General features: G+C 71.3%; 13 protein-coding genes. 12 read left to right on the top strand and 1 reads right to left on the bottom strand.

Annotation, left to right across the window (positions count from 1 at the left end):
• The first annotated feature begins 134 nt into the window (after positions 1-134).
• The 6 genes from OHT01_RS26320 to OHT01_RS26345 all read left to right on the top strand — a co-directional run bounded on the left by OHT01_RS26320 (position 135) and on the right by OHT01_RS26345 (position 7,063).
• A complete protein-coding gene (locus OHT01_RS26320) occupies positions 135-1,271 on the top strand; it encodes a glycosyltransferase family 2 protein (protein WP_328558269.1) in 1,137 nt (378 codons plus the stop codon).
• A 511-nt stretch (positions 1,272-1,782) separates the two neighbouring features.
• On the top strand, positions 1,783-2,889 hold the full coding sequence (gene proB / locus OHT01_RS26325; RefSeq protein WP_328555586.1) for a glutamate 5-kinase: 1,107 nt from the start codon (positions 1,783-1,785) through the stop codon (positions 2,887-2,889).
• Positions 2,890-3,187: 298 nt separating this feature from the next.
• On the top strand, positions 3,188-3,643 hold the full coding sequence (locus tag OHT01_RS26330; protein ID WP_328558270.1) for a hypothetical protein: 456 nt from the start codon (positions 3,188-3,190) through the stop codon (positions 3,641-3,643).
• Positions 3,644-3,704: 61 nt separating this feature from the next.
• A complete protein-coding gene (locus tag OHT01_RS26335; protein ID WP_328555587.1) occupies positions 3,705-4,991 on the top strand; it encodes a glutamate-5-semialdehyde dehydrogenase in 1,287 nt (428 codons plus the stop codon).
• Positions 4,992-5,268: 277 nt separating this feature from the next.
• Positions 5,269-5,871 (top strand): SCO2584 family spore wall biosynthesis protein, encoded by a 603-nt coding sequence (locus OHT01_RS26340; RefSeq protein WP_443043441.1) that lies wholly within the window; start codon positions 5,269-5,271, stop codon positions 5,869-5,871.
• A gap of 124 nt (positions 5,872-5,995) precedes the next feature.
• Positions 5,996-7,063 carry an SCO2583 family membrane protein gene (locus OHT01_RS26345; RefSeq protein WP_328555589.1) on the top strand — a complete coding sequence of 356 codons (1,068 nt, stop codon included), beginning with the start codon at positions 5,996-5,998 and terminating at the stop codon, positions 7,061-7,063.
• 101 nt (positions 7,064-7,164) lie between these two features.
• Here the strand turns inward: OHT01_RS26345 and OHT01_RS26350 are convergent, their stop codons facing one another.
• Positions 7,165-8,304 (bottom strand): M48 family metallopeptidase, encoded by a 1,140-nt coding sequence (locus OHT01_RS26350; protein WP_328555590.1) that lies wholly within the window; start codon positions 8,302-8,304, stop codon positions 7,165-7,167.
• 70 nt (positions 8,305-8,374) lie between these two features.
• Between OHT01_RS26350 and OHT01_RS26355 the strand changes: the two genes are divergently transcribed.
• The 6 genes from OHT01_RS26355 (at position 8,375) to OHT01_RS26380 (ending at position 12,859) form a co-directional block, all read left to right on the top strand.
• Complete coding sequence (locus OHT01_RS26355; RefSeq protein ID WP_328558437.1) at positions 8,375-8,566, top strand: hypothetical protein; 192 nt, start codon at positions 8,375-8,377, stop codon at positions 8,564-8,566.
• Positions 8,567-8,810: 244 nt separating this feature from the next.
• Positions 8,811-8,972, top strand: coding sequence for a hypothetical protein (locus tag OHT01_RS26360; RefSeq protein ID WP_261702681.1), 162 nt, complete (start codon positions 8,811-8,813; stop codon positions 8,970-8,972).
• Between the two features lie 69 nt (positions 8,973-9,041).
• Positions 9,042-9,770 carry a nicotinate-nucleotide adenylyltransferase gene (gene nadD / locus OHT01_RS26365; protein WP_328555591.1) on the top strand — a complete coding sequence of 243 codons (729 nt, stop codon included), beginning with the start codon at positions 9,042-9,044 and terminating at the stop codon, positions 9,768-9,770.
• A 17-nt stretch (positions 9,771-9,787) separates the two neighbouring features.
• Positions 9,788-11,620 (top strand): LCP family protein, encoded by a 1,833-nt coding sequence (locus OHT01_RS26370; protein WP_328555592.1) that lies wholly within the window; start codon positions 9,788-9,790, stop codon positions 11,618-11,620.
• A gap of 112 nt (positions 11,621-11,732) precedes the next feature.
• Entirely contained in the window at positions 11,733-12,176 is a 444-nt protein-coding gene (gene rsfS / locus OHT01_RS26375) for a ribosome silencing factor (RefSeq protein WP_328555593.1), read from the top strand.
• Complete coding sequence (locus OHT01_RS26380; RefSeq protein WP_328555594.1) at positions 12,173-12,859, top strand: histidine phosphatase family protein; 687 nt, start codon at positions 12,173-12,175, stop codon at positions 12,857-12,859. The genes rsfS and OHT01_RS26380 overlap by 4 nt, the downstream gene beginning before the upstream one ends.
• Positions 12,860-12,923: the final 64 nt, after the last annotated feature.

The raw sequence follows: 12,923 nt of genomic DNA on the forward strand, positions 1-12,923 counted from the left end.
CCGGCTCGTACTTCCAGTCGTCTCCTAGGTAGCGATTGAGGTGATAAGGGGGAAATGTTCTTGTGACACTTCCCGAACGAGGGGGAAACGTGACGCAACCTGATGTGACCGTTGTCATCGGGGCGTACGAAGCGATGCCGTACCTGGTCAAGTGCCTGGAATCCTTGGAGAACCAGACGCTCGGCCCCGAACGCATCGAGGTCATCGCCGTCGACGACGGGTCGACGGACGGCACGGGGGAGTACCTGGAGGAGTTCGCCGAACGGGCGGCCATGCCCGTGACCGTGATCAGACAGGCCAATTCGGGCGGCCCCAGCGGCCCGCGCAACGTCGGACTGGGCAAGGCGCGGGGGCGCTACGTCTTCTTCCTCGACGCCGACGACTACTTCGGGGCCGAGGCCCTGGAGCGCATGGTCGCCATGGCCGACGAACAGCGCACGGACGTCGTGCTCGGCAAGGTCGTCGGGGTCAACAGGACGGCCCCGAAGACGATGTGGGGCAAGACCCTGCCCCGTACCGACGTCTTCTCCTCGAACATCAAGTTCACGCTCAGCGCGCAGAAGCTCTTCCGCCGTGACCTGCTCACCCGGCACGGCATGGTCTTCGACGAGTCGCTGAAGACCGGCGAGGACGCGCTGTTCACGATGGAGGCCTATCTCCGCGCCGACGGCGTCTCCGTGATCGCCGACTACGACTGCTACCACCTGGTCGGCCGTGACGACGGCAAGCACGCGACCAAGAGCGGCGGCTACAGCCTGCGCTTCGACTCGGCCCGCGCCCTCATGGGCCTGATAGCCGAATACGTACCCGCCGGCCCGCGCCGCGACAGCCTGATGGTCCGGCCGTTCCTGATCACGCTGCTCCCGCAGTTCGGCCCGGGTCTCCTGAAGCAGAGCGAGCAGGTGCGCAGCCACAAACTCGAGCTGGCCAAGCCGCTGATGGACGCCTACTGGCACGACGGCGTCGCCGCCCGGCTCAAGGTCCACGAGCGGCTGCGGCTGCACCTGGTGGCCCGCGGCAGGGCCGATCTCCTGCTGGAGGTCGTGGAGTTCGTCAAGGCCAAGAAGAACCCGGGGATAGTGCTGGAGTCCCGGGGCCGCAAGGTCTACCTCGCCTATCCGCACTTCCGTGACGAGGCCGCGGGCATCCCGGACAGCTACTACGTCCCCACGACCCGGGAAACGGTCACCATCGAGGGCTTCAAGCCCCGGCCGGCACCCTTCCGGCGGCTGCGCAGGGTGGCCCGGCGACTGCTCGGGGCGCGGCGCTGAGCCCGGTTCCCCGGAGCGAGCCCCGGGCGGCCCGTCCCGCGGACGGCCGCCCGGCGGTGTCTTCCGGTGTACTGACGGCCCGACCGCGGTGCCTTGCACGAGAGGCGGCCCACCGCGCCGGCCGGTGGACCGTCCGGGCGTGCCGGCCGGTCCAGGGGCGGACGCAGGGACGCGCTGCGGTCGAGCACCGCGGACACGCACTCCCGCACGGCGGGCTCGATCGGCCTCGGCCGCGCGGGGCGTGCTTCAGGCCGGTCTGCGCGCCGGTACCCCGGACGATCGCGGCGGCCACCTCGGTACGGATGCCGTTGGAGACGGCCTCGGCGCGACCTTTCGTGCGTAAGCGGCTCGTGATCAGGCAACTACCGGGCGCCGTCCGTCTGCTGGACCCGCACCCCGGCCCCTTTCCCCTTCGCGTAGATTGCGGGTCGGGGCACCCGGACCGACGCGAGGGGACACACAGCAGGTGGCAGGGGCGAGGCAGACCGAGACGGGAACCGGCAGGGATGCCGTGGCGCAGGCCCACAGGATCGTCGTGAAGGTGGGTTCCTCGTCGCTCACGACCGCCTCCGGCGGCCTCGACGCGGACCGGGTCGACGCCCTCGTGGACGTCCTCGCCAAGGTGCGCGGCGGCGGCGAGAAGGAGATCGTCCTCGTCTCGTCCGGCGCCATCGCCGCCGGTCTCGCGCCGCTCGGACTCCGCCGCCGCCCCAAGGACCTCGCCCGCCAGCAGGCCGCCGCCAGCGTCGGCCAGGGGCTCCTGGTGGCCCGTTACACCGCCTCCTTCGCCCGCTACGGCCTGCGGGTCGGACAGGTGCTCCTCACCGCCGACGACACCAGCCGGCGCGCCCACCACCGCAACGCCTCACGCACCCTCGACAAGCTCCTCGCGATGGGCGCCCTGCCGGTCGTCAACGAGAACGACACGGTGGCCACGGACGAGATCCGCTTCGGCGACAACGACCGGCTCGCCGCCCTCGTCGCCCATCTCGTCCGCGCGGATCTGCTCGTCCTGCTCTCCGATGTGGACGGGGTCTACGACGGCGACCCCAGCAGGCCCGGTACCTCGCGGATCGCGCAGGTGCGGGAGCCCGCGGACCTCGCGGGCGTCGAGATCGGCAGCTCCGGCAAGGCCGGGGTCGGCACCGGCGGCATGGTCACCAAGGTCGAGGCCGCCAGGATCGCCGCCGCGGCCGGCATCCCGGTGGTGCTCACCAGCGCGATCCACGCCGCCGACGCCCTCGCCGGGCGGGACACGGGAACCTACTTCCACGCCACCGGCAAGCGCTCGGCCGACCGGCTGCTGTGGCTCCAGCACGCCTCCGCCCCGCAGGGCGCGCTCACCCTGGACGACGGCGCCGTACGCGCGGTCGTCCAGCGGCGCACCTCGCTGCTGCCCGCGGGTATCGCCGCCGTCGAGGGCGAGTTCACGGCGGGCGACCCGGTCGAACTGCGCGACAGCACGGGCCGCGCGGTCGCACGGGGACTGGTGAACTTCGACGCCAAGGAGATCCCCCAGCTGATCGGCCGCTCCACCCGGGAGCTGGCGCGGGAACTGGGCCCCGCGTACGAGCGCGAGGTCGTGCACCGCGACGACCTCGTCCTGCTGAATCCATAGAACACGCGTTCGCCCTCCGGTGTCCGTGAACGGGCGTTCCGGCACCCGTGTCCATGAGACGCGCGTCCCGTCCTCCGGGACGTCCCGGAGTCCTCATCCGTCAGACGTCGACTCCGGCGCCCCAGGAGCACCACCGAAACGGCTGTCCAGTACACCCGTAAACGGCCGATTCCCCCGCCCCCACCGGGGGACGTTCCGTAAAACCGCCACACGGCGGCTTCTCACCTGCTCAACTTTGTGGCAGGGAGAGTCCGGGATTCGGTACGACCATCGGGTAAAGGAGGCCGTCGTGAGACGAGTGCGCCCTGGGGCGGCGTCCCGCGGTGGTCCCGCCTCCCGCGCGATGGGTGAGGAGCGGGCCCTGACCAGTGTCGCGGCCGGCGACACCTACGAGGGCGAGCAGCCCGCCGACCAGCCCCGGCTGTGGCACGTCACGCTGAGCGTGTCCGGCGGTGAGGCCCCGCTGACCGAGGTCAGGCGCGGTCTCGAACAGCTCGCGCACGACCACCCCTTCCTGCTGACCAGCCGCTACGCCAACGACCACGCGGAGATCCGCTACTGGGAGGAGGCCCGCGACCTGCACGACGCGGCGGCCGTCGCGCTGCGCCTGTGGGGCGAGCACCGACAGACGGCGAAACTCCCGCCCTGGGAGATCGTCGGCCTGGAGGTCATCGACCGCGAGACGTACCACCAGCGGATCGCCGAGGGGTTCGGACCGCTGCCCGCGACACCCGTCGGAGTTCACCCCTTTTGAGCCTGTCTCGCCGAATGGGACAGCCGCTGGACGGGCCCGCCGGGCGCACTACCCTTCCCCCATGACCACGCTCTCGCCGTACGACTCGATGTCCCCGGTGGCCCAGGCCGCCTATCGCGCGAAGTCCGCCGCCGCCGACCTGGCGCCGCTGCCCCGGGCCGAGAAGGACGACGCGCTGCTCGCGATCGCCGACGCGCTGGAAGTCCGTACGAGCGAGATCGTCGCCGCCAACGCCAAGGACATCGCGAAGGCCCGCGAGGCCGGGACCAGCGAGAGCGTCATCGACCGGCTCACGCTCACCCCCGAGCGCGTGCGCGCGATCGCCTCCGACGTCCGGGACGTGGTGGCGCTGCCCGATCCGGTCGGCGAGGTCGTCCGCGGCTCGACCCTCCCGAACGGCATCGACCTGCGCCAGGTCCGCGTCCCCCTCGGCGTCGTCGGCATCATCTACGAGGCCCGCCCGAACGTGACCGTCGACGCGGCCGCGCTGTGCCTGAAGTCCGGCAACGCGGTCCTGCTGCGCGGCTCGTCCTCCGCCTACGAGTCGAACACGGCGCTGGTCCGGGTCCTGCGTGACGCCGTGGGCGGCGCCGGACTGCCCGCCGACGCCGTCCAGCTCGTGCCCGGAGAGGGCCGCGAATCGGTCCGCGAGCTGATGCGCGCCCGCGGTCTGGTCGACGTCCTGATCCCGCGCGGCGGCGCGTCCCTGATCCGCACGGTCGTCCAGGAGTCCATCGTCCCGGTCATCGAGACCGGCACCGGCAACTGCCACGTCTACGTCGACGCCGAGGCCGACATCGACATGGCCGTCGACATCCTGATCAACTCCAAGGCCCAGCGGCCCAGCGTCTGCAACTCCGCCGAGACCCTCCTGGTCCACCAGGACATCGCCGACCGTTTCCTGCCACGCGCCCTGGACGCCCTCGCGGAGGCCGGGGTCACCGTGCACGCCGACGATCGCGTCCTCGCCTACGCCAAGGACTCCAAGGCCACCGTCGTGGAGGCCACGGCGGAGGACTGGGACACCGAGTATCTGTCCTACGACATCGCCGCGGCCGTCGTGGACTCCCTCGACCGGGCCGTGACGCACATCCGGCTGTGGAGCTCCGGCCACACCGAGGCGATCGTCACCAACTCCCAGCAGGCGGCCCGCCGCTTCACCCAGCTGGTCGACTCCACGACGGTCGCGGTGAACGCCTCGACGCGCTTCACCGACGGCGGCCAGTTCGGTTTCGGCGCCGAGATCGGCATCTCCACGCAGAAGCTCCACGCGCGGGGTCCGATGGGGCTGCCGGAGCTCACGAGCACGAAGTACATCGTCACGGGCGACGGCCACATCCGCCGCTGAGACGCCCGCAGGGGCCGTCGGGTGCCCGGGGTGCCCGGGGTGCCCGGGTCCCCGACGGCCCGCAGGCGGGCCTGTAGGCGCGTACAAGGGCGTACGGGGTGCACCCTCGCGCCGTACGCGGAGGGCGCGCGCGGGAGCGTACGGGTGGCCCGGTACCGGGCGCCGGGGCGTGCGGCGGGCGGTTCACGGCCCGCGGTCCGCTGAGGCGCGGTCTCGTCAGGCGGATGAATTTCCATACCGTCTGCCCAAATTGACCCCCCAGGTCTACTCTGGATCCGTGCCGGAGGACGTGGGGGGCACGCCGTTCCCTGACGGCTGGGAGCCCGACGACGACCACGACCGCGGGGGCGCGGACGAAGAGTTCGCCTCCGTGGTCTTCGACGAGGACTTCGTACGGGCGGCGGTGATCCATGAACCGACCGCCGTGGAGCGGCTGCTGGCGGCGGCCCAGGCTCGTGCGGAGGCCTCCGAGGCCGAGGCGCGCCGGGCGCACGCCCGGGGCGCACGCGGCGACGACTACGAGGACGGCTTCGGCCCCGACGGCGACTTCGCCCACGACAGCGACCTGGACGACCTCGACGACTCCGAGGCACTGGCAGGCCGCTACGGCGTACCGGGGATGTACGGCCGGCCCTTCGGGAAGCAGACCCGCTGGCACCGCCCCGTCGCCTGGATCCTCGCCCTCGTCATGGGTATCGGCATGGTCGCCCTCGCCTTCACGGCGGTCTACCGGGGCGCTTCCTCCGGCGGTCAGGAACAGGTCCCCTCGCCCGCCTCCTCCGGCCTCGAACAGGGCCGGGAGAAGGTCACCGGCACAGGACCCTCGGCCTCGGCCGACTATTCCCAGCCGGCGGTGTCGGCGGTACCGCGGACGCCCTGAGACCGGTCTCCCCGCCGGGGCACGCGCGATCGGCTACGCAACGTGACCGCCCTGGTGGGAACCTGTCAGAACTTGTCGCGTACCACAGCGTTTACCGGGGCTCCCGGAGACCTACTCTGAATGTATGGGCGGGCCTGGAGACCCACCTGAGGGGACACCCGAGGGTGCTCCCGCTGGTGGAGAGGACGAGTACCGATCCGTCGTCTTCGACGAGTCGTTCGTCCGTGCTGCCCGTCTCCAGGAGTTCTCCGCCCAGGAACGCATGGCCGACCACAGCCCGGCCGTACGGCGTCGGCCGCCCCTTCAGCGCGGGCTGTCCCGGCAGGCGCTCATCCTCGTCCTGCTGATAGCCATAGCCTTCGGCACCGCGATCTACATGGGCGTACGCCACCCGTACCAGACCCCCACCACCCAGCCGGCCGAACCGCTGCGGATGACTGTCATCCCCCTCGCCCCGCAGACCGCCGTGCCCGGCGTCACGAGCACCGACGAGCTGTACGCCGACAGCCCGGCCGCGCAGTTCCGCACCGGCGCCGACGGCATCACCATGCCCGCCGTCCGGCGCACCGCGCACTTCTCCGACAGCCAGGTCGTCAGCGCCCTGACCACGGCCAAGGACTACCTCGTCGAGTCGTCCCTCGACCCGAGCGTCCTGACCGGAGGCGCCACCCGGCCGGTACGGATCCTGCTCGACCCGCGCCTGCTCGACCAGTTCGACCAGAGCTTCGACCACCCGGTCGCCGACGGACGGCACGCCCCGACCGGCTGGCTGGTCCGCTTCGACGCGACCCGGGCGCAGCTCGCCGACAAGAGGATCCGGGTGCAGGGCACCCTCCAGGCCGCCGAGTTCGACGCGAACACCCTGGAGGTCGTCGCCGACCACACCTTCGTCTACGCGCTGAAGCCGACCGGCGCGAACGCCCAGGCCAAGGCGTCCCTGTTCACCGTCCGGCGCGAGCTGACCTTCCGTTTCGACCGCGACGACCTGCGCATGCACCAGGCCGAGCTGGCGGTGTCGTACGTCCAGGCCGGCCCGCTCGCCTGCTCCGACGACTCGATGAGCCGGCTCCGGCCGCTGCTCGCGGGCCAGACGGCCAAGGCCGGCGGTCCGGCCGGCACCGACCCGTACGCCACCGGCAGCGCGACCGCGCTGTGCGGCTCGCTGGCCAGGAGCGCGCAGCCGAAGGTGTAGCCGCGCGGCCGGCCCGCCGGACCGTCAGTTCCTCCGACCGTCAGCCGGCCGGACCACCGGGTGGCGCCGCGGGGTCGGCGCGGCGGCACCCGGCGGGCGGATCAGTCCCGGCCGTCGGTGTCCTCGTCGTCGGAGCGGGTCCCACCCGACGCCTCCTCGGTACCGGTGGCACCGGCGGCACCGTCGTCCTTCGGTGCTCCGCCCGTGAAGCCCCCGAACCCGCGCCGTACCCGGCCCCCGAGGTCGCCCGCGCCGCCCGCGATGTCGCTGACCAGCTTCATCAGCGGATCCTTGGAGTTCTTCATGTCGCTGGCGTAGCTGGCCGCCGACTGCCGGAAGGAGTCCGACACCGAGGTGTCCTTGTCCGCGTCGCGCCGCGGGTAGTGGCCGTCCATGATCCGCTGGTAGTCGCGGGACTCCGCCCACTTCTTCAGCTCGGCCGCGCGGACCGCGGTGAAGGGGTGCGTCCGCGGCAGCACGTTGAGGATCTTGAGCACGGAGTCCCGCAGGTCGCCGGCCGACTCGTACTCCTCGGCCTGCTCCAGGAACGCGTCCACGTTCATCTCGTGCAGATGATTGCCGCCCGCGATCTTCATCAGACCGCGCATCGAGGCCCGCAGGTCCTGGCCGACCAGGAGCCCAGCACGGTCAGCGGACAGCTCCGACTTGCGGAACCACTCGCGCAGCGCGGTCACGATCGCCATGATCGCGAGGTTCCCGAGCGGGATCCAGGCGACCCGGACCGCGAGGTTGGTGAGGAACAGCAGGATCGTGCGGTAGACGGCGTGACCGGACAGCGCGTGACCGGCCTCGTGGCCGATGACCGCCCGCATCTCCTCCTCGTCCAGCAGCTCGACGAGCCCGGTCGTCACCACGATGATCGGATCGTCCAGGCCGATGCACATCGCGTTCGGCTGCGGGTCCTGGTTCACGTACATCGGCGGGACCTTCTCCAGGTCCAGGATGTAACAGGCGTCCCGCAGCATGTCGTTGAGGTGCGCGAACTGGGCGTCCGAGACGCGCACCGAGTCGGACAGGAAGAGCAGTCGCAGGCTGCGCTCGGGCAGCAGGCCGCTCAGTGCCTTGAAGACCGTGTCGAAGCCGCTGAGCTTGCGCAGGGCCACCAGGGCCGAGCGGTCCGCCGGGTGTTCGTACGCCCGGGAGGAGATCCCCTCGAAGCGCCTGCGCTGCCTGCTCGGCACTTTCTCGTGGCCGTTCCGGTCGTGGCCGTCGTCGGACATGTGTTCCCCCATGTGCGTCTGAGTGCCCTATGTGCCCCCAAGGCAGAGTCCAGCCTAGGCGGAGATACCGTTGACGGGCAGTACAGAGAAGGAGTCGTACGACATGGAGCACATCCCCGCGGCCTCATGGCTCACGGAAGCCGCCGACGCGGCAGGCAAGCAGGGCCCGGGCGATCTGCTCCGCGTCGTGCTGATCGTCATGGTCATCGGCGTGGTCCTGGCCGCCTGGTTCCTGCTGCGGGGCTACAAGCGCGACGACTGAGCGGCGCCCGGGGGAGCGACCGGATCACCGGGCGCATCGAGGACCGGACGGCCGACCCGATCGCCGGGCGGGTCCCGGCGGACGTCCGGCCGGGGTGGTCACGGCAACCGGCGTCCCCAACGGCGGAGTCGGCGTGTTCACGGCCGAGGGGCCCGCATACGATGGGCCGACGTCTTCATCCCGCCCTCTCCCACGCCCGACTCCGTTCGAGCGGGGGGACACCCATCGGATAGGTCCTGCCGAGATGAGCTTCCAGCACACCGCCGCACAGTTGGTCACCGTCGCCGCCGAGGGCGAGAACGGCGGCAACCACGAAAGCCTCAGCCCGTACCTGACCGGCGGCGGGGCCCTGTTCATCCTGCTCCTGCTGCTGTGGATCACCACGCGCTTCAACCGCGACCGCTGAGCCCCGCGGGGCCCGATCGGGGCCCCTGTCGGCCGGAGCCCGACGGCCGGGCCGGTAGGGTCTGCACGCATGGGAGAGCAGGACATGCCTACCGGTCCGGCGAGTGACACGGAGAGCGCCGTCGGCGGCGCCGCGGGCAGTGCGAGCGGCACGGCCGCGGGCACTGCCAGGCGTCTGACGCCCGGCCCCGGCAAAGGTCCCTCGAATCCGGGCAAGCGCCGCCTCGGCGTCATGGGCGGCACCTTCGACCCGATCCATCACGGGCACCTGGTCGCGGCCAGCGAGGTCGCCGCGCAGTTCCATCTCGACCAGGTGGTGTTCGTACCGACCGGGCAGCCCTGGCAGAAGACCGACCGCAGGGTCACCCCGGCCGAGGACCGCTATCTGATGACGGTCATCGCGACCGCCGAGAACCCCCAGTTCTCGGTCAGCCGGATCGACATCGACCGCGGCGGCCCGACCTACACGACGGACACGCTGCGCGACCTGCGCTCGCTCAATCCGGACGCGGACCTCTTCTTCATCACCGGCGCCGACGCGCTCGGCCAGATCCTCACCTGGCGCTACACGGAAGAACTGTTCTCCCTCGCGCACTTCATCGGGGTCACCCGGCCCGGTCACCCGCTGACCGACCCGGGACTCCCGGAGGGCGGTGTCTCGCTCGTCGAGGTTCCCGCGCTCGCCATCTCGTCCACAGACTGCCGTGCGAGAGTCGCCAAGGGCGACCCCGTCTGGTACCTGGTGCCGGACGGTGTGGTGCGCTACATCGACAAGCGTGAGCTGTACCGCGGCCAGTGAGCCGAGAGGGGCACCCGGTGAACGACCGATACGACGGATACACGGGCGGCGAACCGTACGAACTCGTCGGCTACGACGAGTTCGGGCAGCCTGTGTACCGACAGGTCCCGCAGCAGCCCGCCCAGGGGTACGACGGCTACGACGCCCAGCAGCAGGGCTACGGCTACGACCCCTACGCGACGGGCCGTCAAGAACCTGTCCAGCCCTACGACACGGGCCGGCAGCCACCGGTGTCGCCCTATGACACGGGACAGAACCGAACCGTGTCCCCCTATGACACGGGTCAGCACGAGACCGTGTCGCCCTATGACACCGGCCGGCAGCCGTCCTTCGACCCGTTCGGCTCCGGGGCGCCCCGGAACGGCGGGACCGGGACCACGCCGACGCCGTACGACCCCTACGGACGGACCACCGACGCCCCGGGCGCCGCGAGCACCGGCCGGCAGCCCCGGGTCGCCGAGCAGACCGCCTACATCCCGCAGCAGGCCGGACCGCAGCAGGCCGGACCGGCGCAGGCCGGACCGGCGCAGGCCGGACCGGAGCAGGACGGCGCTCCCCGGGCCGACCGGGACTACCGCACCGAGCAGTTCGCCTTCGTCGAGGAGCAGGAAGCCGAGTCCGAGGACGTCATCGACTGGCTGAAGTTCACCGAGAACCGCACCGAGCGCCGCGAGGAGGCCAAGCGCCGCGCCCGCAGCCGGGTCGTCGCCCTGGTCGTGGTCGTCGCCCTCGTCGCGGTCGGTGGAGCGGGCTACCTCTGGTACGCGGGCAAGCTGCCCGGCACCGCCCCGGGCGCCAAGCCGGGCGTCACGACGGCCGTCACCGCCCAGAAGCGCGACGTGATCGTCGTCCACCTGCACAACACCAAGGGCGGCGGCACCTCCACGGCCCTGCTCGTCGACAACACCACCACCCGGCGGGGCACCACCGTCCTGTTGCCCAACTCCCTCGCCCTGACGGACGACGACGGCTCCACGACCACACTCGCCAAATCCGTCGACGGCGACGGCTCGTCCGGGACGCGGGACGCGATCGACACCGTGCTCGGTACGAACATCCAGGGCACCTGGCGGCTCGACACCCCCTACCTGAACAACCTCGTCGAGCTCGTCGGCAACATCGAGGTCACCACCAACACCGACGTGCCGGACCCCGACTCCAAGAAGAAGAGCGATCCCCCGCTCGTCAGGAAGGGCACGGACCAGACCCTCAGCGGCAAGATGGCCGTCGCCTACGCGACCTACCGGGCCTCCGGCGAGGCCCAGGACGCGCAGCTCGAGCGGTTCGGACAGGTCATGCAGGGGGTGATGCGCAAGCTGTCCTCGGACAAGCAGGCCGCGACGACCACCGTGCAGACCCTGGCCCAGATCCTCGACCCGTCCCTGACCGACCAGGACCTCGGCGCCTTCCTCGCCAAGCTCGCCGACCTCGCCAAGGGCGGTGACTACAAGACCGCGCTGCTGCCCGTGCAGCAGGACGGCACCCTGAACGAGAGCACCTCCAGCAGTGTGATCAAGGAGGTCCTCGGCGGTACGGCGAAGAGCCCCGACGCCGGCGCCGCGGTCCGCGTGGGAATCAAGAACGCCACCGGCGACAAGGCGGCCACCAGCCAGGCCCGCGTCGTCCTGGTCAACGGCGGCTACACCTACCTGGACTCGGGCACCGGCGCCGCCCAGAGCGTGTCGCAGATCACCTACAGCAACCCTGCCAAGAAGAACGACGCCATCGAAGTCGCCAAGACCCTGGGTCTGCCCACCGGCACGGTGAAGAAGGGCACGGTCACCACCAACGCGGACGTGTCCGTCGTCCTGGGCCAGGACTACAAGGTCAGCAGCGGCCCGAAGGGGTGACCGGCGCCACGCCCCGGGGTCACCCGGGGCGTGGCCGGAGAAACGCGTGGGGTGTCCTCGGCGGTCCGTGAGACCCTTGGGTCATAACCGACCGCCGACGGAAAGCCGCGTAGTGACCGCCACGGACCGCTCCATCGAGCTCATCAACACCGCCGCACAGGCGGCTGCCGACAAGCTCGCGCACGACATCATCGCCTACGACGTCAGCGATGTGCTCTCCATCACCGACGCCTTCCTGCTGGCGTCCGCGCCCAACGACCGCCAGGTCAAGTCGATCGTCGACGAGATCGAGGAGCGCCTGAACAAGGAGCTCGGCACCAAGCCGGTGCGCCGCGAGGGCGACCGCGAGGCACGCTGGGTGCTGCTCGACTACGTCGACATCGTGGTGCACGTCCAGCACAGCGAGGAGCGCGTCTTCTACGCCCTGGAGCGGCTCTGGAAGGACTGCCCCGAGCTGGACCTGCCCGAAGAGGCCAAGGCGACCCGTGGCAAGGGCGCCGAGCACGCCAAGTTCCAGACCGAGGAGGACTCCGCCGACCTGGGGGAGCTGCGGTGAGCGCCGAGGTCCGCAGGACGCCGGGCGCGAGGGACGACGGGAAGCCGGGCAGGGGCCGTCGCGTCATCCTGTGGCGGCACGGCCAGACCTCCTGGAACGTGGACCGCCGCTTCCAGGGCTCGACGGACGTCGAGCTGACCGAGACGGGCGTCGGGCAGGCCCGGCGTGCCGCCCGGCTGCTCGCCTCGCTGAGGCCCGACGCCGTCGTCGCCTCGGACCTCAAGCGCGCCGCCGCCACGGCGGCCGAGCTGGCCGAGCTCACCGGCCTCACCGTCACCCACGAGGAGGGCCTGCGCGAGACCTACGCGGGCGTCTGGCAGGGGCTGACGCATGAGGAGATCATCGCCCGCCACGGCGAGGAGTACGCCGCGTGGAAGCGCGGCGAGCCGGTGCGTCGCGGCGGGGGCGAGTTGGAGACCGAGGTCGCCGACCGCGCCGCCCCCGTGGTGCTGCGGCACATGGAGAAGCTCCCCGACGACGGCACCCTCGTGGTCGTCAGCCACGGCGGCACGATCCGCACCACCATCGGCCGTCTGCTCGGCCTGGAGTCCCACCACTGGGAGAGCCTCGGAGGCCTTTCCAACTGCTGCTGGTCCGTCCTCGGCGAGGGCGCCCGCGGCTGGCGGCTCCTGGAACACAACGCCGGCACGCTGCCGGAGCCGGTGCTCGGCGACGACGACTGACGGGCACCGGGCGGCCCTCCGTCCGGTCGCACGGGCCGGGCGGGACCGGATTTCACTTTCCGGC

The organism is Streptomyces sp. NBC_00358 (assembly GCF_036099295.1).
Taxonomy (GTDB): domain Bacteria; phylum Actinomycetota; class Actinomycetes; order Streptomycetales; family Streptomycetaceae; genus Streptomyces.

Coding starts and splice junctions, on each gene's coding strand:
- OHT01_RS26335 (WP_328555587.1), top strand. CDS start 3,705: ATGACCACGCTCTCGCCGTACGACTCGATGTCCCCGGTGGCCCAGGCC.
- OHT01_RS26320 (WP_328558269.1), top strand. CDS start 135: ATGCCGTACCTGGTCAAGTGCCTGGAATCCTTGGAGAACCAGACGCTC.
- OHT01_RS26360 (WP_261702681.1), top strand. CDS start 8,811: ATGAGCTTCCAGCACACCGCCGCACAGTTGGTCACCGTCGCCGCCGAG.
- OHT01_RS26350 (WP_328555590.1), bottom strand. CDS start 8,304: ATGTCCGACGACGGCCACGACCGGAACGGCCACGAGAAAGTGCCGAGC.
- OHT01_RS26345 (WP_328555589.1), top strand. CDS start 5,996: ATGGGCGGGCCTGGAGACCCACCTGAGGGGACACCCGAGGGTGCTCCC.
- nadD (WP_328555591.1), top strand. CDS start 9,042: ATGGGAGAGCAGGACATGCCTACCGGTCCGGCGAGTGACACGGAGAGC.